We start from the raw sequence: 25,693 nt of genomic DNA, 5'->3' as shown, positions 1-25,693 counted from the left end.
CGGGTGGGCGCCTTGTAGCCTTAGTCCTTTTCGATGAACTGTATCCATGTCCAGTTGCCCGTCTTCGATTCTTTATCTGCACGGCCTCAATAGCTCTCCACTTTCGCACAAGGCGAGCCAGCTGACGGCTGCGCTGGAGCGTATCGGGATGAGCGCGCGACTGCAGGTGCCGGCGTTGCATCATCATCCGCGCCAGGCCATCGCTCAGCTTGAGACGGCCATCGCCGAGTTGGGGCGTCCCGTGCTGGTCGGCAGTTCGCTCGGCGGCTACTATGCGACGCACCTTGCCGAGCGTCACGGGCTCAAGGCTTTGCTGATCAATCCAGCGGTGACGCCGCATCGCCGTTTCGACGGTTATCTCGGTCCGCAGACCAACCTTTATACCGGTGAAGTCTGGGAGCTCACCCAGGATCACATCGCCGCTCTGGCGGAACTGGAAGTGGCGCCGCCGCAGGATGCCGAGCGTTATCAGGTCTGGTTGCAGACCGGCGACGAGACGTTGGATTACCGCGATGCGGTGGAATTCTATCGTGGCTGCGCGTTACGCATTCAGGCGGGCGGCGATCACGGATTTCAGGGCTTTGCCGAGCGGATTCCGGCGTTGCTGGCGTTTGCCGGATTTGCGCCGGCTGAATTTATCGAAGTCGATTTCTCCGATCTCTAAGGACATCACGAAACGCCCATGTCTTATACCGCAGAAGCCATTGAAGTCCTCTCCGGCCTTGACCCGGTGCGCAAGCGCCCGGGTATGTATACCGACACCTCGCGGCCCAACCATCTGGCGCAGGAAGTTATCGACAACAGCGTCGATGAGGCGCTGGCCGGGCATGCCAGCACGGTGCAGGTGATCCTGCATCAGGACAATTCACTGCAGGTCATCGACGATGGCCGCGGCATGCCGGTGGATATCCATCCGGAAGAGGGCGTTTCGGGCGTCGAGCTGATCCTCACCAAGCTTCATGCAGGCGGCAAGTTTTCCAACAAGAACTACCAGTTTTCCGGTGGCTTGCATGGTGTCGGGATTTCCGTGGTCAACGCGCTGTCGACGCGAGTCGAGGTGACCGTCAAGCGCGATGGCAACGAGTACCGCATGCATTTTGCCGATGGCTTCAAGGGCAGCGAGCTGGAGATCGTTGGCAGCGTTGGCAAACGCAATACCGGTACCAGCGTGCATTTCTGGGCCGACCCGAAATACTTCGATTCGCCGAAATTCTCCATCAGCCGCCTCAAGCATGTGCTCAAGGCAAAGGCGGTGCTCTGTCCCGGGCTGAATGTCAGTTTCGAGGACAAGAACACTGGCGAGAAGGTCGAGTGGCATTACGAAGACGGCCTGCGCTCCTATCTGATCGACTCGGTCAGCGAGTTCGTACGCCTGCCGGATGAGCCCTTCACCGGCAGCCTGGCCGGCAACACCGAGGCGGCCGACTGGGCACTGCTGTGGCTGCCTGAAGGTGGCGACAGCGTTCAGGAAAGCTACGTCAATCTGATCCCCACGGCTCAGGGGGGGACCCACGTCAACGGCCTGCGCCAGGGCCTGCTGGACGCCATGCGCGAGTTCTGCGAGTTCCGCAGCCTGCTGCCGCGCGGGGTGAAGCTGGCCCCGGAGGATATCTGGGAGCGCATTGCCTTCGTCCTGTCGATGAAGATGCAGGAGCCGCAGTTCTCCGGCCAGACCAAGGAACGCCTGTCGTCGCGTGAAGCGGCGGCCTTCGTTTCCGGTGTGGTCAAGGACGCCTTCAGTCTGTGGCTCAACGCCCATCCCGAGCTGGGTCTGCAACTGGCCGAGCTGGCCATCAGCAACGCCGGGCGGCGGCTCAAGGCGGGCAAGAAGATCGAGCGCAAGAAGGTCACTCAGGGCCCGGCGCTGCCGGGCAAGCTGGCTGACTGCGCCGGTCAGGATCCGGCCCGTGCTGAACTGTTTCTGGTGGAAGGCGATTCCGCTGGCGGTAGCGCCAAGCAGGCGCGGGACAAGGAATTCCAGGCGATCCTGCCGCTGCGCGGCAAGATCCTCAACACTTGGGAAGTGGACGGCGGTGAAGTGCTGGCCAGTCAGGAGGTCCACCATATTGCTGTCGCCATCGGCCTGGATCCCGGTTCGGCGGATCTTTCACAGCTGCGCTACGGCAAGATCTGCATCCTTGCTGACGCCGACTCCGATGGCCTGCACATTGCCACACTGCTCTGTGCGTTGTTCGTCCAGCATTTCCGCCCGCTGGTGGAGGCCGGGCATGTCTACGTCGCCATGCCGCCGCTGTACCGCATCGACCTGGGCAAGGACATCTTCTATGCGCTGGACGAAGCCGAGCGCGATGGCATTCTCGAGCGCCTGGTGGCCGAAAAGCGCCGCGGCAAGCCGCAGGTCACGCGCTTCAAGGGCCTGGGCGAGATGAACCCGCCGCAGCTGCGCGAAACCACCATGGATCCGAATACCCGCCGGCTGGTGCAGCTGACGCTGGATGACTTCGACAGCACGCGCGAAATCATGGACATGTTGCTGGCCAAGAAGCGCGCCGGTGACCGTAAAAGCTGGCTGGAATCCAAGGGCAACCTGGCCGAGGTGCTGGTTTGAACTGGCGCTCTATGGCGCTGCTGTTGGCATTGGCGGCACCGACCTGGGCTAGCGAGACGAATCCTGAGCTTGAGCTGGTCAGCGAGCATCCTGTCGCCGGCATGGAGACTGGCAACCTCTCCGGCATGGCCTGGTGCGGCGATGGTCTGTGGGTAGTTTCCGACCGTGAGGACAACCTGCTTTATCGCCTCGATGCTGGAGATGGCGATGCCGTCTGGCAGGCGCAAACGGAGCACTTCGAGCTACCGCCTGTGCCCGATACCGGTCTGCCCTGGGGCATGCGCATGCGCACCCAGGCCACTGGCATGGTGCGCGGCGGGCAGATGGATTTCGAAGGGCTGGCCTGCGACCGTCTGGGCAATCGCTATCTGGTCAGCGAGGCGCATGCCGCTGTGCTCAGGGTGAGCCCGGCGGGTACGTCGCAGTGGCTCAACCTGCCTTCCGCTTTGATCCGGCAGGCGCGCGCCAGCGGCATGTTGCTGAAGTTCAATGCCATGTTCGAGGGTATCGCCGTCGACCCGGATGCCGGGCGGATGTGGCTCGCAGCCGAGCGTGAGCGACGCGGCCTGCTGGTGATGCATCGCAACCAGAGCAGCTGGCAATGTACTGGTGGCTGCGTGCTGTTGGTCGAGGGCGGCAATGAGCTGCCTCCGCCGGCGCTGGGCGAGCGGCCATTGCCGATAAGCTTCTCCGCGCTGGCCTATTTCAACGAGCGCTTGTTCACCCTCGAACCCAATGCCCACCGAGTCTGCCGTCGCAATCTGGCCAGCGGCAAGGCCGAGCGTTGCTGGTCTTATGCCGCCACGGTGTTGGCCGATTCTCGTCGCTATGACACGCCGTTCGGCAATGCCGAAGCGCTGTCGCTGGATGAGCAGGGCGCCTGGATCGGAGTGGACAACAACGCCCAGACCCGCGCGGATGGCGAGAAGCGTCCGATTGTCTGGCGTTTCGCCGCGCCGCCCGGCGGCTGGAGTGCCAAGTAGTGAGCCAGCCTGCGGGTCGTCGTGCCGGCCGGGTCATGCTGGTACTGGCTTGGGGAATAGGCATCCTGCTGGCGACAAGATTTTTCGCCGACTGGGAGCAGAGCCGCTTCAATCCCAACCAGCAACCCGTTTCGCATGTCGGCAGCGGGCATATCGAAGTGCTGCTGGAAAGCAATGTCCAGGGTCATTTCGTTGCCAGCGGGCGGATCAATGGCGAAGCGGCGGTGTTTCTGCTGGATACCGGCGCCACCGATGTCGCCATTCCGGCTGAGGTCGCCAGCAAGCTGGGGCTTGAGCGCGGTGCGCCGATTCTGCTGCAGACGGCCAACGGCCAGACCACCGGTTATCGCACGGTGCTCGACAGCCTGAGCATAGGTGACATCGTCCTGCGCGACGTACGTGCCATCGTTGCGCCGGGCTTTGACAGCGAACAGATATTGCTGGGCATGAGTGCCCTGAAACAACTCGAATTCACCCAGCGCGCCGGCACTCTGGTGCTGCGCCAACACGCCACGGATCGACCATGAGCGATATTCTCGACCTGAGCCTGGACGGTGTGGAGCGTCGCTCCCTCGCCGACTTCACCGAGCAGGCCTATCTCAACTATTCCATGTACGTGATCATGGACCGCGCCCTGCCGCATGTCGGCGACGGCTTGAAGCCGGTGCAGCGGCGCATCGTCTACGCCATGAGCGAACTCGGCCTGAACGCCGACGCCAAGCACAAGAAGTCGGCGCGTACCGTGGGCGACGTGCTCGGCAAGTTCCACCCTCACGGCGATTCCGCCTGCTACGAAGCCATGGTGCTGATGGCGCAGCCGTTCAGCTACCGCTATACGCTGGTCGATGGCCAGGGCAATTGGGGTGCGCCGGACGATCCGAAATCCTTCGCCGCCATGCGTTATACCGAGGCGCGGCTGTCGCGTTATTCCGAAACCCTGCTGTCGGAGCTGGGCCAGGGTACGGTGGACTGGGTACCGAACTTCGACGGCACCCTGGATGAGCCGGCAACCCTGCCGGCGCGCCTGCCCAATCTGCTGCTCAATGGCACCACCGGCATCGCCGTGGGCATGGCCACCGACGTGCCGCCGCACAACCTGCGCGAAGTCGCCGCGGCCTGCGTGCGTTTGCTGGATGAACCCAAGGCCACGGTCGAACAGCTCTGCGAGCATGTACAGGGGCCGGATTACCCGACCGAGGCGGAGATCATCACCCCGCGTGCGGACCTGCTGAAAATCTATGAAACCGGCCGCGGCTCGGTGCGCATGCGTGCCGTATACCGGGTCGATGATGGCGATATCGTCGTCACCGCGCTGCCGCATCAGGTTTCCGGTGCCAAGGTGCTGGAGCAAATCGCTGCGCAGATGCAGGCCAAGAAGCTGCCGATGGTGGCCGACCTGCGTGATGAGTCCGACCACGAGAACCCGTGCCGTATCGTCATCATTCCTCGCTCCAATCGGGTCAATGCCGACGAGCTGATGCAGCACCTGTTTGCTACCACCGATCTGGAGTCCAGCTACCGGGTCAACACCAACGTCATCGGTCTCGACGGCAAGCCGCAGGTAAAGAACCTGCAAGTGCTTCTGTCCGAATGGCTGACCTATCGCATCGGCACCGTGCGCCGCCGCTTGCAGTTCCGTCTGGACAAGGTGGAAAAGCGCCTGCACCTGTTGGAAGGCTTGTTGGTGGCGTTCCTCAACCTCGACGAGGTGATCCATATCATCCGTACCGAGGACCAGCCCAAGCCGGTGCTGATGGCCCGCTTCGAGCTGTCGGAGCTGCAGGCCGACTACATCCTGGATACCCGCTTGCGTCAGCTGGCGCGGCTGGAAGAAATGAAGATCCGCGGCGAGCAGGACGAGCTGGCCAAGGAGCGCGAGAAGCTGCTGGCACTGCTGGGCAGCGAAGCCAAGCTGAAGAAGCTGGTGCGCAAGGAGCTTTTGGAAGACGCCGAGACCTACGGTGACGATCGTCGCTCGCCCATCGTTGCGCGGGCCGAGGCGCGTGCACTGACAGAAAACGAGTTGCTGCCGTCCGAGCCGGTAACCGTGGTTATTTCCGAGAAGGGTTGGGCACGCTGCGCCAAGGGGCACGACATCGATGCCACCGGGCTATCGTACAAGGCCGGCGACGGCTTCAAGGCGGCCGCTGGCGGACGCTCCAACCAGTACGCGGTATTTATCGATTCCACCGGTCGCAGCTATTCGCTGGCGGCGCATTCGTTGCCGTCGGCACGCGGCCAGGGCGAGCCGCTGACCGGCCGCCTGACGCCGCCGCCCGGTGCCGCTTTCGAATGTGTGCTGCTGCCAGAGGACGATGCGCTCTATGTGATCGCTTCGGATGCCGGCTACGGTTTTGTGGTCAAGGGCGAAGATCTGCAGGCCAAAAACAAGGCCGGCAAGGCACTGCTGTCGCTGCCTGCCGGGGCCAGGGTCATCGCCCCGCGTCCGCTCGGCAGCCGCGAGGAAGACTGGCTGGCGGCGGTGACCACCGAGGGGCGCCTGCTGGTATTCCCGGTGCGCGATCTGCCGCAGTTGGGCAAGGGTAAGGGCAACAAGATCATCGGCATTCCCGGTGATCGGGTGGCCAGCCGCGAGGAATATGTGGTCGACCTCGCCGTGCTGCCTGCTGGCGCGACCCTGGTGCTGCAGGCCGGCAAGCGTACCTTGTCGCTGCGTGCTGACGATCTGGAGCACTACAAGGGCGAGCGTGGCCGGCGCGGTAACAAGCTTCCGCGTGGCTTCCAGCGAGTGGATGGGCTGCTGGTCGAGGCGACATGACTGGCAGGCCGCTAGTAGGCAGTTACCCGCGTAGCAAAGCGGTGTTGCGAGCGGCCTTGAAAGGCCGCCTGCGGCTAAAGGGCTTCCGCGTGGCCGAGGGGCGAACGCAGTAAGGAATGCTCACGTATGCAGGGTGGCGTCCGTAGCTCAATTCACGGAAGATAGCGGGCTTTCACATCATTGCGACTCGAAGAAGATCGGCAGCCGAGCGGCGGCGAGGGGCTATTCGTCGATACAGCCGGTCGTCCGGCTGACAAGCGCCGGTCGCGAGTAGAGGTAGAAACGAACGTGTTGCGCTTCTCGACTGTAGTATTGCTGGCCTGTGCCAGCCTGGCCGGCTGCATGACGCAGCCGGTACCCATGTACCGACTTGATACAGGTACTACCGAGATCCCCGCCGAGGAAGGCCAGGTGGCCGTATTGTTGGGCCCGGTAACGCTGGCGGACTACCTGCAGCACGATGCGCTCCTGCAACGCCTGCCCGATGGCAGCCTGGCCCCGGAAGGGCAGAAGGCGCGCTGGGCCGGTAGCCTGCAGGGCAACATTGACCAGCTGTTGTTGCGCCAGCTGGCCTCGCGGCTGAAAACCCAGCGTCTGGAGCTCAACCCCGGAAAAGGCTTCAAGCCTGACGTGCAGGTCGAACTCGATATCACCCGCCTGGATTCCGGCCCCGAACATCCGGCGGTGCTCGAAGCTCAGTGGCGACTTCTGGACGCCAACGGCAAGCGCCACGGGAGTAGGCTGGTACGCCTGCAGGAAGAGCATCAGGGCAGTACCGCCGATCAGGTGCGGGCTCAGAGCGTGCTGCTGCAGCGGCTTAGCGAAATGGTAGCCGGTGCAATCGAACCACTGGCCACGGCAAAGGCGCCGGTCAGGCGCAGCAATCCCGTAGTTAAGGCGCCCGCCAAACCGGAGCCACAACAGCCGGTCATCAACGCCATCGAGCCGATCCGCACGGATCTGGAAGTGTTTCGCTTCTGAGTCTGGCCTGTTCGCGGGCGTGGCCCGCTCCTACCGGAAGGGTAGTCCGCTTGCTTTTTGTGGGAACGGGCCATGCCCGTGGCCCGGTGGGACTTAGTCGAAGGTGAAAGCCGGGCGCGCCGAATTCTCAGTCCCAGTTGTCAATCCAGCTTACGGTTGCGCAGCTCACGCATGCGCGTCAGTTGCCGCTCGAGCAGCGAAGGGTAGGGCTCGAGCAGGCGTTCGACGCAGCAGGCGCCCTCTGGGCTGGCGATGGAGCGAATGCTGGCGCGTTGGCGAATCAGCGGGTCGTTGCCAATTTCACGCTCGATCAGCAGCAGGTTGCGGCTGTGCAGGGACATCTCCAGTGCCGCCTGCGCTGGCTGGCTGAGCAGCAGATCGCCCTGGCTGAGATCGTACAGATCCTCACCTTGAGTCAGGCCCAGCTGCAGGTTGAGGGTAATGCCGGTGTCGGCCACCTCGATCTGCAAGGCGTGCCCGAGCGCGCGCATCAGCTCGCCGCAGCAGATAGCGTGGGTCAGGTAGTTCTGCTCATCGTCCTGGCTGTGAAACAGCATCAGGCTGCTGCCATCGTTGAGCGTATGCAATTCGGCCTGATAGAGCGTCGCCGCCTGCTGCAGGCTGTCCCGGTAGCGTTGCAGTAGTTCGGTTAGGCGGGGGCGGGGCAGCCGGCGCAGTTGCTCCTGGGCACCCAGCTGGATAGCCAGCACGGCGCTCTTGCCGGCGATGACCGGTTGCGGCGCGGGCGCGATGTAAGGCGCAGGGCGTGGCGGTTCAGCAAAGGGCGGGTCGTCATCGAAGGGGTCAAAGTCGTCCGCACTGCTCAGCCGAGAGTCTTCTTCCGTTCGTAGCTTGTCATCAGCACCACCGTCGTCGGCGTAATGTGCGTCAGCGCGCGGCAGGGTGGGCACTTCGAAATCCGCTGTGTAGACATCACCCAGGCTGTCATCGAGCTCGATTTCGGGCTCGGGGGCTTCCGGCACCAGGCGTGCTTGCAGTTGCCGCGCCAGATCACCGATCTCGTCCTGGCGCGCTGCGCCCGGCGCCGGATCATCCGGGTCACGCAGCCATACCCGCAGTTGCAGCAGCGGCGTTGACAGCTGTCGGCCCAGACGCATGCTCAGCGCCAGCGAAATCACCAGCACGATCAGGCTGATCAGCCCCATGGTCTGCAGGCTGATGGACATCGGCTGGCGAAGTTTCTGCAGGTCAAGGCTGATCCGCAAGTGCCCGGCAATCACTTCCTGGAAGCTGATGGGTGTGGAGTAAAGGCCTTCTTCATTGCCAAGCAGGTTGCGCTGGGGACGGGAGCCGGACTCGGCCATGACCCGGTTGTCCACGCTGTAGATCGCCGCATGGGCCACCAGCGGGTTCTTCACCAGGTTGCTCAACAGCACATTGAGGCTGAGGATGTCATTGGCTGCCAGCAGGTCGGTGGCCGAGGCTGCGGTTTGCATGATCAGGCTCTGGCCGAGCGCGTCGGCCTGCTGCTGCATGGCGTTCTTGTACTGGATGCCCATGACCCAGGCATGGATCAGCAATGCCAGCGTAACCAGCAGCAGGGTGTGGCTGACCACCCGCAACGCCAGCGGAATTCGACGCTGGCGCAGCGCGCGGTAGATCAGCAGGAAGAAGTTGTCTGGCTTGACGGATGCGGGCCGGTTCACAGAGCGCGGCTCTACTCATAAGGAAAGTGCCGCGCAGTATACGGAAAGCACGGCGGAGGCTGAAGGTCTGCACTGTAAAGCAGATGAATTGCATGCCAGTCTCATGGCAGGTGTCCGAGCAGCCGCCAGCGGCGCGTTGGCTGTTGTAGAATGCCCGCCTTCTTTGCCATGGGAGCTGCGCCTTGCGCGAAATCGTCCTGATCAACATCACCGGGGAAGATCGTCCCGGCCTGACAGCTGCCATCACCGGTGTGCTCGCCCAGGGCGGCGTGAGCATTCTCGACATCGGCCAGGCGGTGATCCACGACACCCTGTCGTTCGGCATTCTGGTGGAAATTCCGGATACCGAACGTGCATCTTCGGTGCTCAAAGACGTGCTGTTCATGGGCTACAAGCATGACCAGCAGGTGCGTTTCACGCCGGTTGCCGAAGCCGACTACCAGCAGTGGGTGGCCGGCCAGGGCAAGCCGCGCCACATCGTCACGCTGCTGACACGCAAGGTCACGGCTGAGCAGTTGCAGCGTGTCAGCTCGATCACCGCCAAGTACGGTCTGAACATCGACCATATCGACCGGCTTTCCGGGCGCCAGTCGCTGGATATGCCGGAAGAGCTGGGCAAGGGCTGCATCGAGTTTTCGGTGCGTGGCGAGCCTGCCGATATCGATGCCCTGCGCGCGGAGTTCCTTAGCGTTGCTCAGGAGCTGAACGTTGATATCGCCTTCCAGCGTGACTCGGTGTTCCGTCGTAATCGCCGTCTGGCGGTGTTCGACATGGACTCGACGCTGATCGAGGCCGAGGTCATCGACGAGCTGGCCAAGGCCGCCGGCGTCGGTGAGCAGGTTGCGGAAATCACCGAGCGGGCAATGCGCGGCGAGCTGGACTTCCGCGCCAGCTTCAAGGAGCGCCTGGCGTTGCTGGAAGGTCTGGAAGAAAGCGTGCTGGCCGAAGTCGGTGCCACGCTGCGGCTGACCGAAGGCGCCGAGCTGCTGTTTGCCGAGCTCAAGCGACTGGGCTACAAGACGGCGATCCTTTCCGGCGGCTTCAGTTACTTCGCCAGGCAGCTGCAGCAGAAGCTGGGCATCGATTATGTCTATGCCAACGAGCTGGAAATTGTCGACGGCAAACTGACCGGCGTGGCCATCGAGCCCATCGTCGACGCCCAGCGCAAGGCTGATCTGCTGCGCGAGCTGGCGCAGAAGGAAGGCTTGCGTCTGGAGCAGACCATCGCCGTCGGCGACGGCGCCAATGATCTGCCGATGCTCGGCCTGGCAGGCCTCGGTGTCGCCTTCCGCGCCAAGCCGTTGGTCAAGCAGTCGGCCAAACAGGCCATCTCGACCCTGGGGCTGGACGGGATTCTCTATCTGCTGGGATTCCGCGATCGGGAAGGGCTGGAATAGCAAAGGGCCGCGGCCATGGGGGCGGGCCATGCCCGCGAAGAGCGCTTTAAGCCATTCACGGGCATGGCCCGTTCCCACATAAGCATGCGGGCTGCTCCTCCTCGGAGGAGCTGACCACGCCCGCGAACCAAGCTACACAGCAGTTTGTTGACCCGTTCCCACAGAAAAAGCAGGTAGGTGGTATGGCTTTCGTGGGAGCGGGCCATGCCCGCGAACAGCTCCGCGAGCATGGCTCGTCCTACGGGGTTACGGCTTGATCGCGATCTTCAATACGCCGTCACGCTGGTTGGCGAACAGGTCGTAGGCGTCGACGATGGCGTCCAGCTTGTATTCGTGGGTGACCAGTGGAGCGAGATCGACTCGGCCGGAGGCAACCACGTTGAGCAGGCGGCGCATGCGTTCCTTACCGCCGGGGCACAGCGAGGTGATGATCTTGTGATCGCCCAGGCCGGCGAGGAAGGAGCCTAGAGGGATGCTCAAGTCCTGTGAGTAGACGCCCAGGCTGGACAGGGTGCCGCCGGGCTTGAGCACGCGCAGGGACTGCTCGAAGGTGAGCTGGGTGCCGAGCGCTTCGATGGCGGCGTCCACACCACGGCCGCCGGTGATCTTGAGAATTTCCTCCACCACATCGACGTTTCTGAAGTTCAGCGTGACGTCGGCGCCCATCTGCCTGGCGATCTCCAGCCGTGAATCGACACCGTCAACAACGATGATGCAGCTTGCACCGCGCAGTTTCGCTCCGGCGGTGGCGCACAGGCCGATGGGGCCTTGGGCGAAGATCGCCACGATATCGCCAATCTTGATGTCGGCCTTTTCTGCGCCGCCAAAGCCGGTTGACATGATGTCCGGGCACATCAGCACCTGTTCGTCGGTGAGGGCGTCAGGCACCGGGGCCAGATTGGCCTGGGCGTCGGGCACCAGCACGTATTCGGCCTGGGTGCCGTCGATGGTGTTGCCGAAGCGCCATCCGCCCATGGGCTTGTACCCGTGGCAGCTGCAGCCGTCAGCCTGTGACGAGACCCCGTCCTGGCTGGCGTAGGAAGAAAAGTCCGGGCAGATGGCGCCGGCGATCACCCGCTGACCTTCTTCGTAGCCCTTTACGTTGCTGCCGAGCTTTTCGATGATGCCCACCGGCTCGTGACCAATGGTCAGCCCCTTCGCCACCGGGTATTCGCCCTTGAGGATGTGCACATCGGTGCCGCAAATGGTCGTCGTGGTGATGCGCACCAGGGCGTCGTTGGGGCCTGGCTGGGGGATGGGTTTGTCGGCAAGCTCGATGCGGCCCGCCTCGACGAATACGGCGGCTTTCATCATGGACATGACAGTTCTCCTGGCAGGGTGCGTCAATGCACTCTAGTCCAACAGACTGAAGCCCTGATGATCGAGGTCAATACTTGAGGTGGGCGGCCGTTACGGCTATTCCTCGTCCGAGGAGAAGTTGTAGTCCATCGATTGGCTGGGGCCTTGCAGGTAGTGCCCCTGGATATAGCCGACGCCGGCCTGCCAGAGCGCGGCTAGCACGGTGGCGCTGTCGACGAAGGGTACGATGGTCTGCCGTGACTGCGCGTGCAGGTCGGCAAGCATCTGCTTGAGGGTTTCCTGATTTTCCTGACGACCCAGATCCTGGGTGTAGGAGCCATCGATCTTGATGAACTCGGCGTCCAGGTGCTTGAGCGTATTGAGCGGGTTGAGCGTGCAGCCGAACTGATTGAGAGCCGTACGCAAGCCCAGTCCGGCAAGTCCCTGGGTCAGTACCTTGGCCTGTTTGAGATAGGCGACGGCATCGCTCTCGGCGATCTGAATGACCAGCGAATCCCCTGGCAGGCGCGATGCCTTGAGTGCCGCCCCCAGCCATGGCAGCAGGGACGGATCGTTCAGGCTGGCGCTCGACAGGTTGATAAACAGCCGTGTGCGGTGGCCCTTGCTGCGATGTTCGGCGAGCAGCTTGATGGAGTTGAGCAGCACCCAGCGATCGATCTTGGTGGCCAATCCGGCTTCCTTCGCAGCATCGAGGAAAACGCCGGGCGGTACTTCAGTGCCTTTCGGGTCAAGCAGACGCAGCAGTACTTCGTAGTGCTCGTGGTTATCGCCGCGCAGGCTGATGATCGGCTGGAACAGCAGGCGGAAACTGTTCTTCTCCAGCGCCTGTTGCACCATGGCAAGGATATCGCCGCGGCCGGCAGCAGCGGCCAGTTCGTCTGCCGGATTGTAGATGTGCAGTGCGTTGCCGTTGGTCAGTTCTTCGGCGCAGCGGTGGGCGCGGTCGATGATGTTGCGTGTGGTGGTGGTCTGCTCATCGAGGCTGGCAGCGCCGATGCTGAGGGTTGTCTGTACGGTGCGTCCGGCGATCTCGAACAGATGCCCTTCGACCTTTTGCAGCAATTTGTTGAACAGCTGCTCGCACTGCTGAGCCGTGCAGTCGGCCAGCAGGGCGGCGAAGGCGTCATCGCCGAAGCGTGCGAGCTGGGCTGACTCGGGGAAATGCGCGCGTAGCTGATTGGCCAGTTCCGCCAGTAGACGGTCGCTGTCTGCCAGCCCGATATCGGCCTGCAGACTGGCGAAGCGATCCACACGAATATAGGCCAGGCAAGCATCCTGGCCAGCACCGACGGCGCGTGCCACGGCCTGATCAAGCAGGTCGAGGAAATGGGTACGGTTGTGCAGGCGGGTGACCGGGTCCTGGCTGCTGATTTCACGCAGCTTGGCCAGCTCGGCGCTGTCGCTTTCGGCGCGGATCACAACCTGGATGCAGGGCTCGCCATCATAGGTGGCAGGCGAAAAGCTCATGCGTGCCTTGAAGTCGCTGCCGTCGGCGCGAACACCCTTGCACACCAGCTCGGAGTTTTCCGGAATGCTCTGATAGTTCTTCAGGAAGCCCTTGAACTCGACCTGATCGCAGCTGGCGATCAGATCGATCATCGGCATGCCTTCCAGCTCCTCCACATCCTCGTAGGCGAACATCTCCAGGTAGGCACGGTTAGCGTAGATATGCATGCCGTCATGTACGTAGGCGATGGCGTCCACCGAGCTTTCCAGCAGCAGCTGGCAACGCTTTTCGGCTTCGCGCAGCGCCAGTTCAGCAGTGCGACGGGCGCGACGCTCTTCCAGGTTCGCCAGCTCCCGGTTGGCCACCAGGACCAGCCACTCATCCTCGTGTTGCGGCAGTGCGGCCTGGGCGCCGAGCATCAGGGCTTCGGTGATGGCATCGACGTCGTTGCCATCGATCAACTGAATGACGGGGATATCCTTGCCTTGCTTGCGAATCGTGCTGGTGGCTTCGCTGGGGTCAAGGTTGTCGCTGGTCGGGGCGTTGATCAGCAGGTCCCAGGTCTGCTGGAGCGCCTCTGCCAGATCCTCGCCGGAGGTAAGTCTGTGAACTCGGGTGGCCTGGCCGGCATTACGAAAAAGACTGACCAGCCGCTCGGCTTCATTTTGCGAGTCTTCGAGGATCAGCAGGCGGATGGTTTTCTTTTGCGGGGACATGGCAGCTGCTTTGGAACGCGCCTTAGCGGGGCGTTAGGGCTAAAAAACAGTGAGCCGCAATCTACAGCGACTTCCAGAGTGAGTCAAAATCTTCACCCACGGATACGCCCTGGGCTCCACGCATTGTGACGGGGGTCTTCTCCTGGGGTGCAACTGCCAGACTGACCAGTTGGTATTCGAACTGGTTATAGCTGCCCGAACCGTTCTGGCGGCGACGCAGAAGCGCGCGATGTTCTTCGCCGTTCTGGTTGATCAGCACCTTATGGCCTTCCTGGAACGGCAGGCGCGGCGCGATGAGTGTCGCCGGACGAGAAATAACGTTGATTTCCGGTAGCAGCAGCGCGCGCAGGTATTCGCTGCCGTGATCGCTCTTGCGCAACAGGCGCAGGCCGCAGGGCTGCGCATGGGGGGCGATAAGCTCGACACCCATTTGCGGGCCGCTGCCGCGAACCTGGCGTACCCAACGGATAACGGCCACGCTCCAGCTTTCTTCAGCGTTATTGCGCAGGCCGAGCAGTTCGCCCGCCTGCAGCTGTGCCGGCGTTTCACCCGACCATGACAGGCAGTAGCCACCGGGGCTGTGATTGACCAACTGCACATCGTGGATTGGGTAGGCCGGCTCGGCTGGCGGCGCTGATGCCGCTTCCGCCTCGGCTTTGACCGGACGGACAAACTCGATGCAGTCCGTAGGCAGCAGGCCCATTTCATTGACCGGCTGAGCATCGAATGCGACCGACCAAACGTCAGGCGCGGCGTTGTTCAGCTTGAACGACGAATGCGTGCTTTCCGGCCTTTGCAGCAACTCCCCAAAGGGGCGCTGGCCGGCAAGGTGGTAGTGCAGGGCGCTCATGCCTACGCACAGCTGCAGGCTGCCTTGTGCCTGGATGCGCTGGAAGCTGCGTTCTGAGGCACTGCCCCAGGCCGAGCAAAGGTGTTGTAGCAGGTCGGCGCCTAACCCAGCGGGAATCTCCAGTTTGACCCCTGCAGTGTCGGGTGCGTCCTCCAGGTGGGCCTTTATTGCCTGCACCAGGATCTCGGGGTCGATACCGAGTTGCAGCGGCAGCTCTTCGCCCTTGACCATCGACCGATACCGGGGTGGGCCATCTTGGCGCGGCGAGAGCACCAGCAGGCTGGATGCATGCTGCGCCGGCAGCAGGCGCACCAGGGCGCTCCACGGCTCCAGCGCCTGCGTCAGTTGGGCGATGCTCTGCTGGCGCAGCTGGTTGCAGCGTGCGCTGCCGAGCATCAGCGCGACGATATAGCTGCGCTCTACGCTCAGGCCTGCGGAGCCGCGGGCGAGATCATCTCGCACCAGAGTCTCCTGCACGCCATGTTCGACGGCTATGGTGTAGAGCTGGTGCAGCTCCAGCCAGAGCCCTTCGGGAGGCGGGCTATACAGCTGAGTGGAGCGCGCCAGTATCGCGCACAGGCTATGGATTGCTCGCTGCAGCACGATGGTGAGTAGTGGCAACCGTTCGCGCTCGGCCTGGGGGGCCAGCCTTACGGTGATCATCTTGTAGCCGGTGGCCAGGTGGTTTTGTAGCGCCTGGCACAGGCTGGCAATCTTGCGCGGCCGCTCGCCGAGAACGACCGGCTGATTGAGCAGGTAGTTGCGTTCCAGCTGGCGGCAGATGAAATGGATCTCCGGCCGCATCAGCTCCAGCAGTTGCAGGCGATTCTGGCTCGGAGTGCGCAGCTGATTGAGTTCGCGCATGGCCTGATACAGCAGCCGCGCGGTTTCGCCAAGGTTGGCCTTGGGGAGGCCGGCCAGCCATGTCTTGAGATCGCGCGCGTTGGGCTCACAGAAGGACAACCCCTGGCAATCCGGCGTCGGTACGCGCAACAGCAGTGGTTGACTCAGGCTTTCCAAACGGCGGCTCCGGTGAATGTCCTGGCGCCGGCCAGCAGATGCTGGCCGGGTTCTCATAGATAGAAGGTCTTACCTATGATGTCAAAATGGAATCATGGTTCCATTATCATAGCGAACATGCGGGCATTGAACAGCCCGGGCCGATCACCGGCGCATTCAGAGCGCCGGATCGACTTCCTCCGCGAGCGGCGGCGGAGCCACCGTTTTGCACTGGCCCAGACTTTCGCCCATGCGGACCGGGGACAGGGCAGACAGCTCTTCCGCCCAGCTCACCTGATCCGGCCCGAATAGCAGGATCACGGTTGAGCCGAGCTTGAAGCGACCCATCTCCGCGCCTTTGTCCAGATGAATGGGTGCGCGCGCTGCTTCGTCGTAGCGGATGGTCTTGAGGTTGCGCTTCGGCGGCGTGACCAGCCCGGCCCAGACGGTCTCGACGCTGGCCACGATCATCGCGCCGACCAGCACCATGGCCATCGGTCCGCGCTCGGTATCGAACAGGCAGACCACGCGCTCGTTGCGGGCGAACAGCTCCGGCACGCCTTGGGCGGTCACGGTGTTTACCGAAAAGATGCGCCCGGGCACGTAAACCATTTCACGCAGGGTACCGGCCAGCGGCATATGCACGCGGTGGTAATCCTTGGGTGAAAGGTAGACGGTGGCGAAATCGCCGCCCATGAAAGGTGCGGCACGCGCGTGATCGCCGCCAAGCAGCTCCATCACGCTATAGCTGTGACCCTTGGCTTGGAAGATGCGGCCCTGATCGATCTTGCCGAGCTGGCTGATGGCTCCGTCGCAAGGGTTGAGGATCGCGCCCGGGGTAGAGTCCAGCGGGCGTGCACCGTCTTTCAGGGCGCGGGTGAAGAATGCGTTGAAATGCTCATAGGCAGTCGGTTCTTCGATCTGCGCCTCGTGCATGTCCACCTTGAAGTGCCGGATAAACCACTTGATGAAGGTGTTCTTCACCCAGGGCAGACGACACTCGGCGAGACAGCCGGCCAGGCGCGAGATCAGATGATGCGGAAGCAGATACTGACTGAGAACGAACAAGCGATCTTTCATGGATGACCTTTTCATTGCTGGATCGGTGTGTCGGGCAGGTTGCCCCACTCGCCCCAAGAGCCTGGATAGCCTTTTACGCGCGGATAGCCCAGGGCCTTGGCCAACAGGTAAGTGAAGCCGGAGCGGTGATGCGTCTGGCAGTGAGTGATGATTTCCTTGTCGGGGCTGATGCCAAGCGCCAGAAGCTGCTCGGCAATGTCCTCGCGAATACGCATGGCTCGGGCCGGGTCCATCGCTGCGGTCCATTCGAGATTGATCGCGCCGGGGATGTGTCCGGCGCGGGCTGTCAGGGCCTTCTCGCCTCGGTATTCCTGAGGCGAGCGAGCATCCCAGATGACCAGGTCATCGGCGCCGAGGCGGCTTTCTATATAGTCGCGTGTCGCGCTGGGGGCACTGTCGAGTTCGAGGTTTGCCCGAGCCTCGAAGGGCGTGGGCACATCCTGGGACAGGCCACACCCTTCGGCGAGCCAGGCATGCAGGCCGCCGTTGAGGTAGTGATAGCGATGGTGCCCGATAACGTCCAGCAACCAGATGAAGCGGCCAGCCCAGCCGCCACCCTCGTCGTCGTAAACCACATAGACGGCTTCTGGGCGGTGCCCCAGCGAGCCGAACAAGGCTTCCAGGCGGGCTTTGTCCGGCAGCAAACCCGGCGCCGGTGGCTGGCCGAGCTGGGTGGACTTGGGGTCGACGAAACGGGCGCCGGGCAGGTGCCCTTCGGCATAGCGAGCGGCGCTGGTCAGGTCGACGAGGATCAGTTCGGGGGCGTCCAGTCGCTCGGCCAGTTGAGCCGGCTCGATGACCAGAGGTAATGAGGTGAAGACGGACACGGCAAGTCTCGATTCAAGCTCGTAGGAAGAGGCAGTCTAACTAAAAAGCTCACTTCCCGCGCTTGCTGAACGTCACTAGTGCGCGCTCGATGCATTGCACGGTTTTACCGAAAGCCTGCAGGTTGGTTTCATTGAGTTCAGTGTTGTTCTGGTCGGCCACTACCAGCATAAAGACCCGGTTACCGAGGCCGATCGAGCGCAGTAGCAGGTGCGCGCTGGGGAACAGGCTTTTCAGCGCCTCCGGAAGCCCGGTTAAAGCCTCCTCTGCGTTATCCGGTGTCAGGCGCAGCAGGGTCGGCTTGTCGAGCAGTCTGGACAGCACCTGGCTCTGCTCAGGTTGCAGAATCAGGCGGGCCGCCGCGGACCCAAGGCCGCTGGCTTGCTGGGCGAGCAGGCGATGCTGTTTGCGGTCGAGGACCATCAGCAGCACCCGTTGCATCCCGGCACTGGCCAAGGCTTTGCAAGCGGTTGCAGTCAGTTGCAGCACGTTGTCGTAAGGACTGCGCTCGCTCAATAGCTCGCGACAGTGCGTTCGCCAGGCGGCCAGGGCTTCGGCGTTGGGCAGTGGAGCCTTTTGAGCCACCTGAAAACGGCTTCCGCTGGGCCAGAGAAGCCCCTGGGCGGGATGCCAGAGATCCGTGGGGCCTATTTCCCGGGCGCTGGTGACGGCTTGTTGGTGCACCATCTGTTGCAGCTGGTCGAGGGGTACCTGCAGGTAGAGCCCGGTCAGCCATTGCCAGCGCAGGCAGTGGATGTCGTGCCAGCTATGGTGCGCGGACAACGCCAAACCGTTGGCCAGCAAAATGGTATTGCTCGGCAGGGTGAGCCAGCGGCGCAGGGGTGGATCGGCATCCAGCATCTGCTGCTGATGCAGAGGGTTTTCATTGTCGCGGGCGATATGCAGGGCCTTGATCAGCATACGGCGGTTGCCGTTGAGCATCCGGTAACCCATGGCGATCCATTCGGGTAGGCCCCAGTGAGCGGCCAGCGCAGCACAGAGCTCCGGCAGCGACACACCAAGCACCTCTCGTTCCACCACCGCCACGGGTTCGTGCCTGACCAGCACCCGCTGCTCCCAGATGGACAGCAGCTGTGGATGGGCTGCGACCAGTGTCCAGATCGGCGAAAGGAACAGCAGGCTGCTCCAGTGGATTTCCTGCCAGAGCCGCGCCAGACGCGCGGCAAACAGGCCGTTGGCCTGCTGGCTGGCGTGGCGGCTGATCAGGATGATTTGCCGCAGCGCGGGTTCGATGTCGCATGTCTGGGTTGGCGGAATAAGTGCAAACAGGGCTTCGGCGCGCTTGAGGCCGATACGGCTGAGCGCCACTTCCAGGCTTTCTGCAGGGCTGGCAGCGTGACGGTTGGCGTCACGAATCACCGTAAGGGCCATGACCGGGCTTTGCTTGATCAGCTCGGCGATCTGGCCCATGGACAGGCTGCTGTCATGCAAGGCGTGCAAGACCTGGGCGTGCACATCGGCAAAGGCCGGCAGCACCACAGCGTCCAGCGCCTTGATCCAGGCGGGCAAGGTGCGCGGAAGTGAGTTTGTTGTCATTTAGCTACCGAACTGGCTTTTCGTCGTAACGGCCTTTAGTCTGGCGCAAAAGTTCCGATAACCCGAATAATTCTTTTCATGCTCCCGCTGGCCCCAGGTTCGAGTGCGCAATAAACGTGGCGCGGTTCGTGTTCGGGTGTCAATGCGTCAAGGTTTTAGACGTATCTTCCTATGGTAAAAATTCTCGGCATCATCGTGGTATTCGCCAGCGTAATCGGCGGATTTGTGCTTTCTGGCGGCATGATCGGCGCACTGATACACCCTTTTGAGATGCTGATCATCTTCGGCGCTGCCTTTGGCGGATTTCTCCAGGCCAACCGTGGCAGCACGACCAAGGTCGTGTTCAAGAAATCGCTGCAGATGTTCGGCTCGAAGTTCAGCCAGAAATACTATCTGGAAGTGCTCGGCCTGCTTTACGAGATCCTCAACAAGAGCCGTCGCGAGGGCATGATGGCCATCGAGGCGGATATCGAGGAGCCTGCCTCAAGCCCGATCTTCAGCAAGTACCCGGCGATTCTCAAGGACGCGCGGATGACCGAGTACATCTGCGATTACCTGCGCATTATGTCTTCCGGCAACATGGCGCCCCATGAGCTTGAAGGCCTGTTTGACATGGAGCTGAGCGGCCTCAAGGAAGAGCTGGAGCATCCCTCTCATGCGGTGAGCAGGGTTGCCGATGGCTTGCCGGCCATGGGTATCGTGGCTGCCGTACTGGGTATTGTCCTGACCATGTCGATTCTTGCTGAGGCCGACAATGCCATGATCGGCATGAAGGTCGGCGCCGCGCTGGTGGGTACCTTCCTTGGTATTCTCGCCGCCTATGGCTTCGTCGGCCCGCTGGCCGCCGCCCTTGAGCATGATGCCAAGGAGGAGCTGAACCTTTACGAAGGCATCAAGGCCACGCTGGTCGCCTCAGCCTCCGGCATGCCGCCGACGCTGGCCGTGGAGTTCGGCCGCAAGACGCTGCTGCCTTCCCATCGTCCGAGCTTTAGCGAACTCGAACAAACCGTGCGCGGTAGCTGACGAGCGATGGACAATACCCAACCGATCATCGTCAAGCGGGTCAAGAAGGTCGCCGGTGGCCATCATGGCGGCGCCTGGAAGATTGCCCTTGCCGACTTTATGACGGCAATGATGGCCTTTTTCCTGGTGATGTGGCTGATGACCTCGGCCACGCCGGAGCAGAAACGTGCCATCTCCGGCTACTTTCAGGACCCCATCGGTTTTACCGAAAGTGCCAGCCCCCATGTCATCGATCTGGGCGGCACGCCGACGCCGTCCCCGGACCGGACGCTCCATGACCAGCCGGACCCGGCCATCACGCAGCAGCCCTCGACGCTCGACGCCGATCAGTTGGAAAGCCTTTCCGAGAAGATGGAGCGCGAGCGGCTGGAAATCGTGCTGCAGGAACTGCAGAACAAGGTTGAGGAAAACCCCGATCTGACCCGCTTCAAGGACCAGATTCTGTTCGAGATCACCCAGGACGGTTTGCGCATCCAGATCGTGGATGCGGAAAACCGGCCGATGTTCGCCCTCGGCAGCGCCCAGCTGCAGCCATACTTCGAGGATATTCTGTTGGCCATGGCCGACACTGTCCGGGCGCTGCCAAATAAGATCAGTATCAGTGGCCATACCGATGCCAAGCCTTACGCCGGGCGCGGTGATTTTGGCAATTGGGAGCTGTCGGCAGGGCGCGCCAACGCTGCCCGGCGTACCCTTGTCGCAGGCGGTTATCCGGATGAGCAGGTTGCCCGCGTGGTGGGTTATGCCTCATCGGCGCTGTATGACCGCGAGGATCCGCTCAACCCGATCAACCGGCGCATCGACATCCTGGTGCTGACCAAGAGGGCTCAGCGCAGTATCGAAGGCGAGCAGTCCGAGCAGACCACGCCGCCCGCGAACACCCCGGAAAGCTCCGGCGGAGCCGCGCCAGGCCAGGCGCCTGCTGAACCGCTGCAGCCGCCGCAGTTGCGCGAACGGCTGAATATCTTCGAAGAAGGCGTGTTGAACTTCGACGAGCAGAAATAGGCCGGCTGAGGCTGAAGCGCCTTTCTATTCCGTCAGCCCGCTGAGGATGTAGCGATAGCTGGCCATGCGCTGTGGCCGAATACGGCCTTCTTCGAGGGCCTTGAGCAGGGCGCAGCCCGGTTCGCGGTCGTGCTTGCAGTCGCGGAAGCGGCACTGCCCAAGCAGATCATTGAACTCGATAAACCCCGCTTCCACGTCGGCGCGGCTGACGTGGCCAAGACCAAACTCGCGGATGCCGGGGGAGTCGATCAGCTCGCCGCCGCCGGGAAAGTGGAACAGCCGTGCGGTGGTGGTGGTGTGGGTACCCTTGCCGGTCATTTCCGACAGTGCTCCGACGCGGGTGTCGACGCCGGGTAGCAGGCTGTTGACCAGCGATGACTTGCCAACCCCGGACTGCCCGACGAACACGCTGACGTGGCCGTCGAGCCGCCGCTTCAGTGCATCCATTCCGGCACCCTCATGGGCCGAGACTTCCAGCAGCGGGTAACCCAGGGTGCGATACACCGAAAGCAGCTCCTCAAGAGCCCCTTGATTCCTGTCATCGATCAGGTCGGCCTTGTTCAGCAGCAGCAACGGCGTGATGCCGGCGTGCTCGGCGGCAATCAGATACCGATCGATAAGGTTGGCGTGTGGCTCCGGTAGCGGCGCAAAGACGATCACGATCAGATCGACGTTGGCCGCTACCGGCTTGAGCTGGCCACGGGTATCGGGACGGCAGAGTTCGGAGTGGCGTGGCAGCTGGGCCACGATGACCCCAATCCCCTGGTTGCCGGGGCGCCAGACCACCTGGTCGCCGGTTACCAGCGCCGGCAGATTGGCCCGCAGATGACAACGGAAAACCTGTCCGCGCAGCTCGCCATCCTGTGCCTCGACTTCTACCTGTACGCCGAAGTGGGCGATGACCAGGCCGGTTTGCTCCGGACCCAGATCGCCACCTTCCAGCTCCTCAACCGCGCGCGATTCCCGGCGGGCAGCACGCGCAGCGCGTTCTTCCTGGATTTTCTCGATGCGCCAGTTCTGCCGGCGGTTGAGTTGGCGTTTGGCCATTTGCGTGGATGTCCAGGCTGGAAATCGGGTGATTCTAGCATGGGGAAATTTAGCGCTGCGGGCCTACAAGCGGCTATTTACAGACTGCTAGACTCAGCGACTTTTTGGATCCGCTGTGAAGGCCCCGATGCCGGCTTTGTCGTTCACAAGACTTCCCGCACTGCTGGCACTGATCAGCCAGCTGGCAGGGATACTCAGCACATGGCTGCTGCTGTGGCTGTTGGCGCGGTTGGCAGGCTGGACGGCTACCCCAATGCTGGCGGCCGGCCTGCAGGGTTTGCTGGCCGCGCTGATCGGGCAGCGGCTCGGGTTGCCGCGCTGGTGGCTGCCGATCAACCTCTGCTTTATGCCGGGGCTGGTGCTGACGCAAGGGCATACGCTGCCGCCCTGGTTGTTGCTGTGCGGTTTCGCCGTGCTTCTACTGTTGAACTGGAACGCCTTGTTGGAGCGCGTACCGCTCTATCTGACCGGCTCGGCTGCTGAGCAGGAGCTGCACCGGTGCCTGGACAGACTGCCGGCGGGCTTTCGCTTTGTCGATCTGGGGAGCGGGCTTGGCGGACCGTTGCTGCGACTGGCCAGAGCTTTCCCGCATGGGCATTTCGTCGGCGTCGAAAGCGCTCCGCTCGCGTTCCTCGTGTGCCGCGTACGCTGCCTGTTGCAGCCCAACTGCCACGTGTATTTGCGCAACTTCTGGCGTGAGCCGCTGGCCCCCTACGATGTGGTTTACTGCTTCCTGTCCCCGGCGCCCATGCCGGCTTTATGGAGCAAGGCCTGCGCCGAAATGCGCGCCGACGCGTTGTTGATCAGCAACAGTTTTGCAGTGCCAGACGTCGAGCCCGACGAAGTCGTGCCGCTTGATGACTGGCGCCACTCGCGGCTGCTGGTCTATCGCCCCAATTGCGCTGCGCGTGGCTGATCGGCTGCTAGACTGTGCGCCACCCTTCAAGGAGCTCCCCATGCAAAACCCGCAGAATCTGATCTGGATCGACCTGGAGATGACCGGTCTGGACCCCGATAACGACGTCATCATCGAGATGGCCACCATCGTCACCGACAGCCAGCTCAACGTACTGGCCGAAGGCCCGGTCATCGCCATCCACCAGAGCGATGAGATTCTGGCCGGCATGGATGAGTGGAATACCCGTCAGCACGGTGGCTCCGGCCTGACCCAGCGTGTACGCGAGAGCCGCATCAGCACCGAAGAAGCCGAGGCGCTAACCCTGGCGTTTCTGGAGCAGTGGGTGCCCAAGGGCAAGTCGCCGATCTGCGGCAACAGCATCTGCCAGGACCGGCGCTTCCTCTATCGGCGCATGCCGACGCTGGAGGCCTACTTCCATTACCGAAACCTTGATGTTTCCACTCTCAAGGAGCTGGCCGCACGCTGGGCGCCGGACGTACTTGCGGGCTTCAAGAAGGGCGGTACGCATCTGGCGCTGGACGATATTCGCGAATCCATCGCAGAGCTGCGCCACTACCGCGAGCATTTCATCAAGGTGTGAGGCCTTGTTCGTCAGAGTTGGCTTTTAATCGCTTCGCCGCGGGGTCGCCATGATTCGGGCTGGCTGCTCTTGCGGGAGCCCCGCTCTCGGGGCGAAGCGGACGAGCTTTGCTCTACCGACCCTACATGCCGAGTGTTCGCCTCGCGCTTATTTTCCCAGCCTTCTTAAGTCGTCCGATTCGATCACCCGGGTGCCCTTGTCGTCCTCCAGCGCCAGGCGCCAGAGGGCGCGGGCCAGGGTGCAGGCCGAGATGCCACGGTATTTGCCCGGCAGCAGATAGGAAAGCGGGGCAGTCAGGCGCTCCACCGGCCTGACCTCCATGCGCGTGCCAAGCAGCTGCGATGGGCGGACGATGGTCAGCTGAGGCCAGTTCTGGGCGCGTAAGGCGTCTTCCATCTCGCCTTTCACCCGGCAATAGAAGATCGAGCTGTCCGAGCTGGCGCCCAGTGAGCTGATCACCAGTAGATGACGTACGCCCAGCTCGCGGGCGCGGCGGGCGAATTGCAGTACCAGGTCATGATCGACGGCGCGGAAGGCTTCCTGGCTCCCGGCTTCCTTGAGCGTGCTGCCCAGACAGCAGAAAGCGGTATCGAAGTTGCCGCTTAGCTGTGGCAGCAACTGCTCAAGAGGGCCAACGGGATTGAGCAGGTTCGGGTGCTCGGCCAGTGGTTTGCGGCTGGGAGCCAGAACACATTCGACGGTGGGTTCATTGAGCAGGCGATCAAGCAGGTGCTCGCCGGTCAGGCCGGTGGCGCCGGCAAGCAGAATGCGCTGGGGCGTCAGATACATGGCTTGGATTCCTGTGCGGTAGTCGGCTGGGGAGGGCGCTGGTCCGCCGCGTTTGCTTCATCTCCCGTTCCGATAGTGGTCCCCGTCGTTGTCATTCGGCAAGCCCTGGATGCGCGGAAGTGAACCATGCACACAGTCAACCGAGAGCCTCGCTTAAGGAGCGCTGCTCAGAGAATGCAAAGCGCCAGCGTTTCGGCGATAAAGGCGGGCTTCTCCACGCCTTCGATTTCCATCACGGCGCGCGCCTTGAGCAGCCACTGGCCGGGGTTCTTTTCGTAGGCGTCGAGCAGGGTCACGGCCAGGCGCACCCGTGAGCCGACCCGTACCGGCTGGATGAAACGCAGGCTGTCGAGGCCGTAGTTGACGCCCATTCGAGTGCCTTCTGGCACCACCAGCAACTCTTCCATCATCATGGGCATTAGCGACAGGGAGAGGAAACCGTGGGCAATGGTGCCGCCGAAAGGTGTCTGCGCGGCCTTCACCGGGTCGACGTGGATAAACTGATGATCCCCTGTACATTCGGCAAAGCGGTCGACCCGCTGCTGGTCGATGTCGAGCCAGGGCGAGTGGCCCAGTAGCTTGCCGATGTGATTCTCGAGTTCCGCGATGGGTACCTGTGGCATGGCGCCTCCAGTGTCATTGGTTGCCTGAGCGCCTAGATCAGCATGGGCAAGGTGCTCGATCAACCAGCCATGCCTGTGCGAATGTCGTGTCATAGGCTGGCTAGGTAAAGGCTAAAGCCCTCGGCATGACGTGCCGCTTATACTCGAGTTCCTTGTTTCGGAGGTTCCCCCATGCTGCTACGCGGGCTGACCTGGCTGGTGCTGTTTCAATTGCTTGGCACCGCACTCAATGTTCTCTTCATACCGATACTGCCGGGGCCGATCATCGGTTTGCTGCTGCTGTTCGTGGCGCTGATGCTGCGTGGCAGTGCAAGTGAGTCGTTGCAGGTCGCGGCCAGCAGTCTGTTGCGCTATCTGCCACTGCTGCTGGTACCGCCTGCGGTTGGCGTAATGGCCTATACCCAGGCCATTCTCGATGATTTCTGGGCCATAGTCGGGGTATTGGTGCTTTCGCTGGTGGTGTCTTTGGTATTTACCGGCTGGCTGATGCAGTTGCTGATCCGTCGCCAGCAGCGCAAGAGGTCTCGAGCATGATCG

General features: G+C 62.5%; 22 protein-coding genes. 12 read left to right on the top strand and 10 right to left on the bottom strand.

Annotation, left to right across the window (positions count from 1 at the left end; translation table 11 throughout):
* The first annotated feature begins 46 nt into the window (after positions 1-46).
* The 6 genes from BN1079_RS09400 to BN1079_RS09375 all read left to right on the top strand — a co-directional run bounded on the left by BN1079_RS09400 (position 47) and on the right by BN1079_RS09375 (position 7,312).
* The gene (locus BN1079_RS09400; RefSeq protein WP_037023903.1) at positions 47-664 is read left to right on the top strand and encodes a YqiA/YcfP family alpha/beta fold hydrolase; all 618 of its coding nucleotides are present in this window, start codon (positions 47-49) and stop codon (positions 662-664) included.
* A gap of 18 nt (positions 665-682) precedes the next feature.
* Positions 683-2,569 carry a DNA topoisomerase IV subunit B gene (parE, locus tag BN1079_RS09395; protein ID WP_037023902.1) on the top strand — a complete coding sequence of 629 codons (1,887 nt, stop codon included), beginning with the start codon at positions 683-685 and terminating at the stop codon, positions 2,567-2,569.
* 11 nt (positions 2,570-2,580) lie between these two features.
* The gene (locus BN1079_RS09390; protein ID WP_037023900.1) at positions 2,581-3,552 is read left to right on the top strand and encodes an esterase-like activity of phytase family protein; all 972 of its coding nucleotides are present in this window, start codon (positions 2,581-2,583) and stop codon (positions 3,550-3,552) included.
* Positions 3,552-4,079 carry a retropepsin-like aspartic protease family protein gene (locus tag BN1079_RS09385; protein ID WP_037023898.1) on the top strand — a complete coding sequence of 176 codons (528 nt, stop codon included), beginning with the start codon at positions 3,552-3,554 and terminating at the stop codon, positions 4,077-4,079. Before BN1079_RS09390 ends, BN1079_RS09385 begins: the two co-directional genes overlap by 1 nt.
* Positions 4,076-6,331, top strand: a complete 2,256-nt coding sequence (parC, locus tag BN1079_RS09380) for a DNA topoisomerase IV subunit A (protein WP_037023896.1) — start codon at positions 4,076-4,078, stop codon at positions 6,329-6,331. The genes BN1079_RS09385 and parC overlap by 4 nt, the downstream gene beginning before the upstream one ends.
* A gap of 342 nt (positions 6,332-6,673) precedes the next feature.
* Positions 6,674-7,312, top strand: coding sequence for a PqiC family protein (locus BN1079_RS09375; protein WP_081950847.1), 639 nt, complete (start codon positions 6,674-6,676; stop codon positions 7,310-7,312).
* Between the two features lie 140 nt (positions 7,313-7,452).
* On the opposite strand, the gene BN1079_RS09370 is transcribed toward BN1079_RS09375, so the two are convergent.
* A complete protein-coding gene (locus tag BN1079_RS09370; protein ID WP_037023894.1) occupies positions 7,453-8,979 on the bottom strand; it encodes an AhpA/YtjB family protein in 1,527 nt (508 codons plus the stop codon).
* A gap of 182 nt (positions 8,980-9,161) precedes the next feature.
* Between BN1079_RS09370 and serB the strand changes: the two genes are divergently transcribed.
* Positions 9,162-10,376, top strand: coding sequence for a phosphoserine phosphatase SerB (gene serB / locus BN1079_RS09365; RefSeq protein WP_037023892.1), 1,215 nt, complete (start codon positions 9,162-9,164; stop codon positions 10,374-10,376).
* A 246-nt stretch (positions 10,377-10,622) separates the two neighbouring features.
* On the opposite strand, the gene BN1079_RS09360 is transcribed toward serB, so the two are convergent.
* From BN1079_RS09360 to BN1079_RS09335, 6 genes are all read right to left on the bottom strand, one after another.
* Positions 10,623-11,696, bottom strand: a complete 1,074-nt coding sequence (locus BN1079_RS09360; protein ID WP_037023890.1) for an NAD(P)-dependent alcohol dehydrogenase — start codon at positions 11,694-11,696, stop codon at positions 10,623-10,625.
* Between the two features lie 96 nt (positions 11,697-11,792).
* Positions 11,793-13,859 (bottom strand): GGDEF/EAL domain-containing response regulator, encoded by a 2,067-nt coding sequence (locus BN1079_RS09355; RefSeq protein ID WP_037023888.1) that lies wholly within the window; start codon positions 13,857-13,859, stop codon positions 11,793-11,795.
* Positions 13,860-13,920: 61 nt separating this feature from the next.
* The gene (locus BN1079_RS09350) at positions 13,921-15,729 is read right to left on the bottom strand and encodes a hypothetical protein (RefSeq protein WP_037023887.1); all 1,809 of its coding nucleotides are present in this window, start codon (positions 15,727-15,729) and stop codon (positions 13,921-13,923) included.
* A gap of 156 nt (positions 15,730-15,885) precedes the next feature.
* The gene (asd, locus tag BN1079_RS09345; protein ID WP_037023886.1) at positions 15,886-16,788 is read right to left on the bottom strand and encodes an archaetidylserine decarboxylase; all 903 of its coding nucleotides are present in this window, start codon (positions 16,786-16,788) and stop codon (positions 15,886-15,888) included.
* Between the two features lie 11 nt (positions 16,789-16,799).
* Positions 16,800-17,615, bottom strand: a complete 816-nt coding sequence (locus BN1079_RS09340; RefSeq protein ID WP_037023884.1) for a rhodanese-like domain-containing protein — start codon at positions 17,613-17,615, stop codon at positions 16,800-16,802.
* Positions 17,616-17,664: 49 nt separating this feature from the next.
* Positions 17,665-19,170, bottom strand: a complete 1,506-nt coding sequence (locus tag BN1079_RS09335) for an HDOD domain-containing protein (RefSeq protein ID WP_037023883.1) — start codon at positions 19,168-19,170, stop codon at positions 17,665-17,667.
* A gap of 171 nt (positions 19,171-19,341) precedes the next feature.
* Here BN1079_RS09335 and motA point away from each other — a divergent pair, with 171 nt between their 5' ends.
* Together motA and motB are read left to right on the top strand one after the other, a co-directional pair.
* Positions 19,342-20,193, top strand: a complete 852-nt coding sequence (gene motA / locus BN1079_RS09330) for a flagellar motor stator protein MotA (RefSeq protein WP_037023882.1) — start codon at positions 19,342-19,344, stop codon at positions 20,191-20,193.
* A 6-nt stretch (positions 20,194-20,199) separates the two neighbouring features.
* The gene (gene motB, locus BN1079_RS09325; RefSeq protein ID WP_037023881.1) at positions 20,200-21,198 is read left to right on the top strand and encodes a flagellar motor protein MotB; all 999 of its coding nucleotides are present in this window, start codon (positions 20,200-20,202) and stop codon (positions 21,196-21,198) included.
* A 24-nt stretch (positions 21,199-21,222) separates the two neighbouring features.
* On the opposite strand, the gene rsgA is transcribed toward motB, so the two are convergent.
* Entirely contained in the window at positions 21,223-22,245 is a 1,023-nt protein-coding gene (gene rsgA, locus BN1079_RS09320; protein ID WP_037023880.1) for a small ribosomal subunit biogenesis GTPase RsgA, read from the bottom strand.
* A gap of 127 nt (positions 22,246-22,372) precedes the next feature.
* Here rsgA and BN1079_RS09315 point away from each other — a divergent pair, with 127 nt between their 5' ends.
* Positions 22,373-23,161, top strand: coding sequence for a hypothetical protein (locus BN1079_RS09315; RefSeq protein ID WP_037023879.1), 789 nt, complete (start codon positions 22,373-22,375; stop codon positions 23,159-23,161).
* Positions 23,162-23,201: 40 nt separating this feature from the next.
* On the top strand, positions 23,202-23,744 hold the full coding sequence (gene orn, locus BN1079_RS09310) for an oligoribonuclease (RefSeq protein ID WP_037023878.1): 543 nt from the start codon (positions 23,202-23,204) through the stop codon (positions 23,742-23,744).
* 147 nt (positions 23,745-23,891) lie between these two features.
* Here the strand turns inward: orn and BN1079_RS09305 are convergent, their stop codons facing one another.
* Entirely contained in the window at positions 23,892-24,533 is a 642-nt protein-coding gene (locus tag BN1079_RS09305; protein ID WP_037023877.1) for an NAD(P)H-binding protein, read from the bottom strand.
* A gap of 167 nt (positions 24,534-24,700) precedes the next feature.
* The gene (locus BN1079_RS09300; RefSeq protein ID WP_037023876.1) at positions 24,701-25,156 is read right to left on the bottom strand and encodes a MaoC family dehydratase; all 456 of its coding nucleotides are present in this window, start codon (positions 25,154-25,156) and stop codon (positions 24,701-24,703) included.
* 171 nt (positions 25,157-25,327) lie between these two features.
* Between BN1079_RS09300 and BN1079_RS09295 the strand changes: the two genes are divergently transcribed.
* Positions 25,328-25,690 (top strand): CidA/LrgA family protein, encoded by a 363-nt coding sequence (locus BN1079_RS09295; protein WP_037023875.1) that lies wholly within the window; start codon positions 25,328-25,330, stop codon positions 25,688-25,690.
* Positions 25,691-25,693 lie beyond the last annotated feature (3 nt).

Origin of the sequence: Pseudomonas saudiphocaensis, from assembly GCF_000756775.1 — a bacterium.
GTDB classification, from domain to species: Bacteria; Pseudomonadota; Gammaproteobacteria; order Pseudomonadales; family Pseudomonadaceae; genus Stutzerimonas; species Stutzerimonas saudiphocaensis.
Note: the sequence above shows the minus strand (reverse complement) of the source record. Positions and strands in the feature narration are given on the sequence as shown.

Bases quoted from the DNA above. Each gene is read 5' to 3' on its own strand.
- BN1079_RS09400 (WP_037023903.1), top strand. From the start codon at position 47: ATGTCCAGTTGCCCGTCTTCGATTCTTTATCTGCACGGCCTCAATAGC.
- parE (WP_037023902.1), top strand. From the start codon at position 683: ATGTCTTATACCGCAGAAGCCATTGAAGTCCTCTCCGGCCTTGACCCG.
- BN1079_RS09390 (WP_037023900.1), top strand. From the start codon at position 2,581: ATGGCGCTGCTGTTGGCATTGGCGGCACCGACCTGGGCTAGCGAGACG.
- parC (WP_037023896.1), top strand. From the start codon at position 4,076: ATGAGCGATATTCTCGACCTGAGCCTGGACGGTGTGGAGCGTCGCTCC.
- BN1079_RS09375 (WP_081950847.1), top strand. From the start codon at position 6,674: ATGACGCAGCCGGTACCCATGTACCGACTTGATACAGGTACTACCGAG.
- BN1079_RS09360 (WP_037023890.1), bottom strand. From the start codon at position 11,696: ATGTCCATGATGAAAGCCGCCGTATTCGTCGAGGCGGGCCGCATCGAG.
- BN1079_RS09355 (WP_037023888.1), bottom strand. From the start codon at position 13,859: ATGTCCCCGCAAAAGAAAACCATCCGCCTGCTGATCCTCGAAGACTCG.
- asd (WP_037023886.1), bottom strand. From the start codon at position 16,788: ATGAAAGATCGCTTGTTCGTTCTCAGTCAGTATCTGCTTCCGCATCAT.
- BN1079_RS09335 (WP_037023883.1), bottom strand. From the start codon at position 19,170: ATGACAACAAACTCACTTCCGCGCACCTTGCCCGCCTGGATCAAGGCG.
- motA (WP_037023882.1), top strand. From the start codon at position 19,342: ATGGTAAAAATTCTCGGCATCATCGTGGTATTCGCCAGCGTAATCGGC.
- motB (WP_037023881.1), top strand. From the start codon at position 20,200: ATGGACAATACCCAACCGATCATCGTCAAGCGGGTCAAGAAGGTCGCC.
- rsgA (WP_037023880.1), bottom strand. From the start codon at position 22,245: ATGGCCAAACGCCAACTCAACCGCCGGCAGAACTGGCGCATCGAGAAA.
- BN1079_RS09315 (WP_037023879.1), top strand. From the start codon at position 22,373: ATGCCGGCTTTGTCGTTCACAAGACTTCCCGCACTGCTGGCACTGATC.
- orn (WP_037023878.1), top strand. From the start codon at position 23,202: ATGCAAAACCCGCAGAATCTGATCTGGATCGACCTGGAGATGACCGGT.
- BN1079_RS09305 (WP_037023877.1), bottom strand. From the start codon at position 24,533: ATGTATCTGACGCCCCAGCGCATTCTGCTTGCCGGCGCCACCGGCCTG.
- BN1079_RS09300 (WP_037023876.1), bottom strand. From the start codon at position 25,156: ATGCCACAGGTACCCATCGCGGAACTCGAGAATCACATCGGCAAGCTA.
- BN1079_RS09295 (WP_037023875.1), top strand. From the start codon at position 25,328: ATGCTGCTACGCGGGCTGACCTGGCTGGTGCTGTTTCAATTGCTTGGC.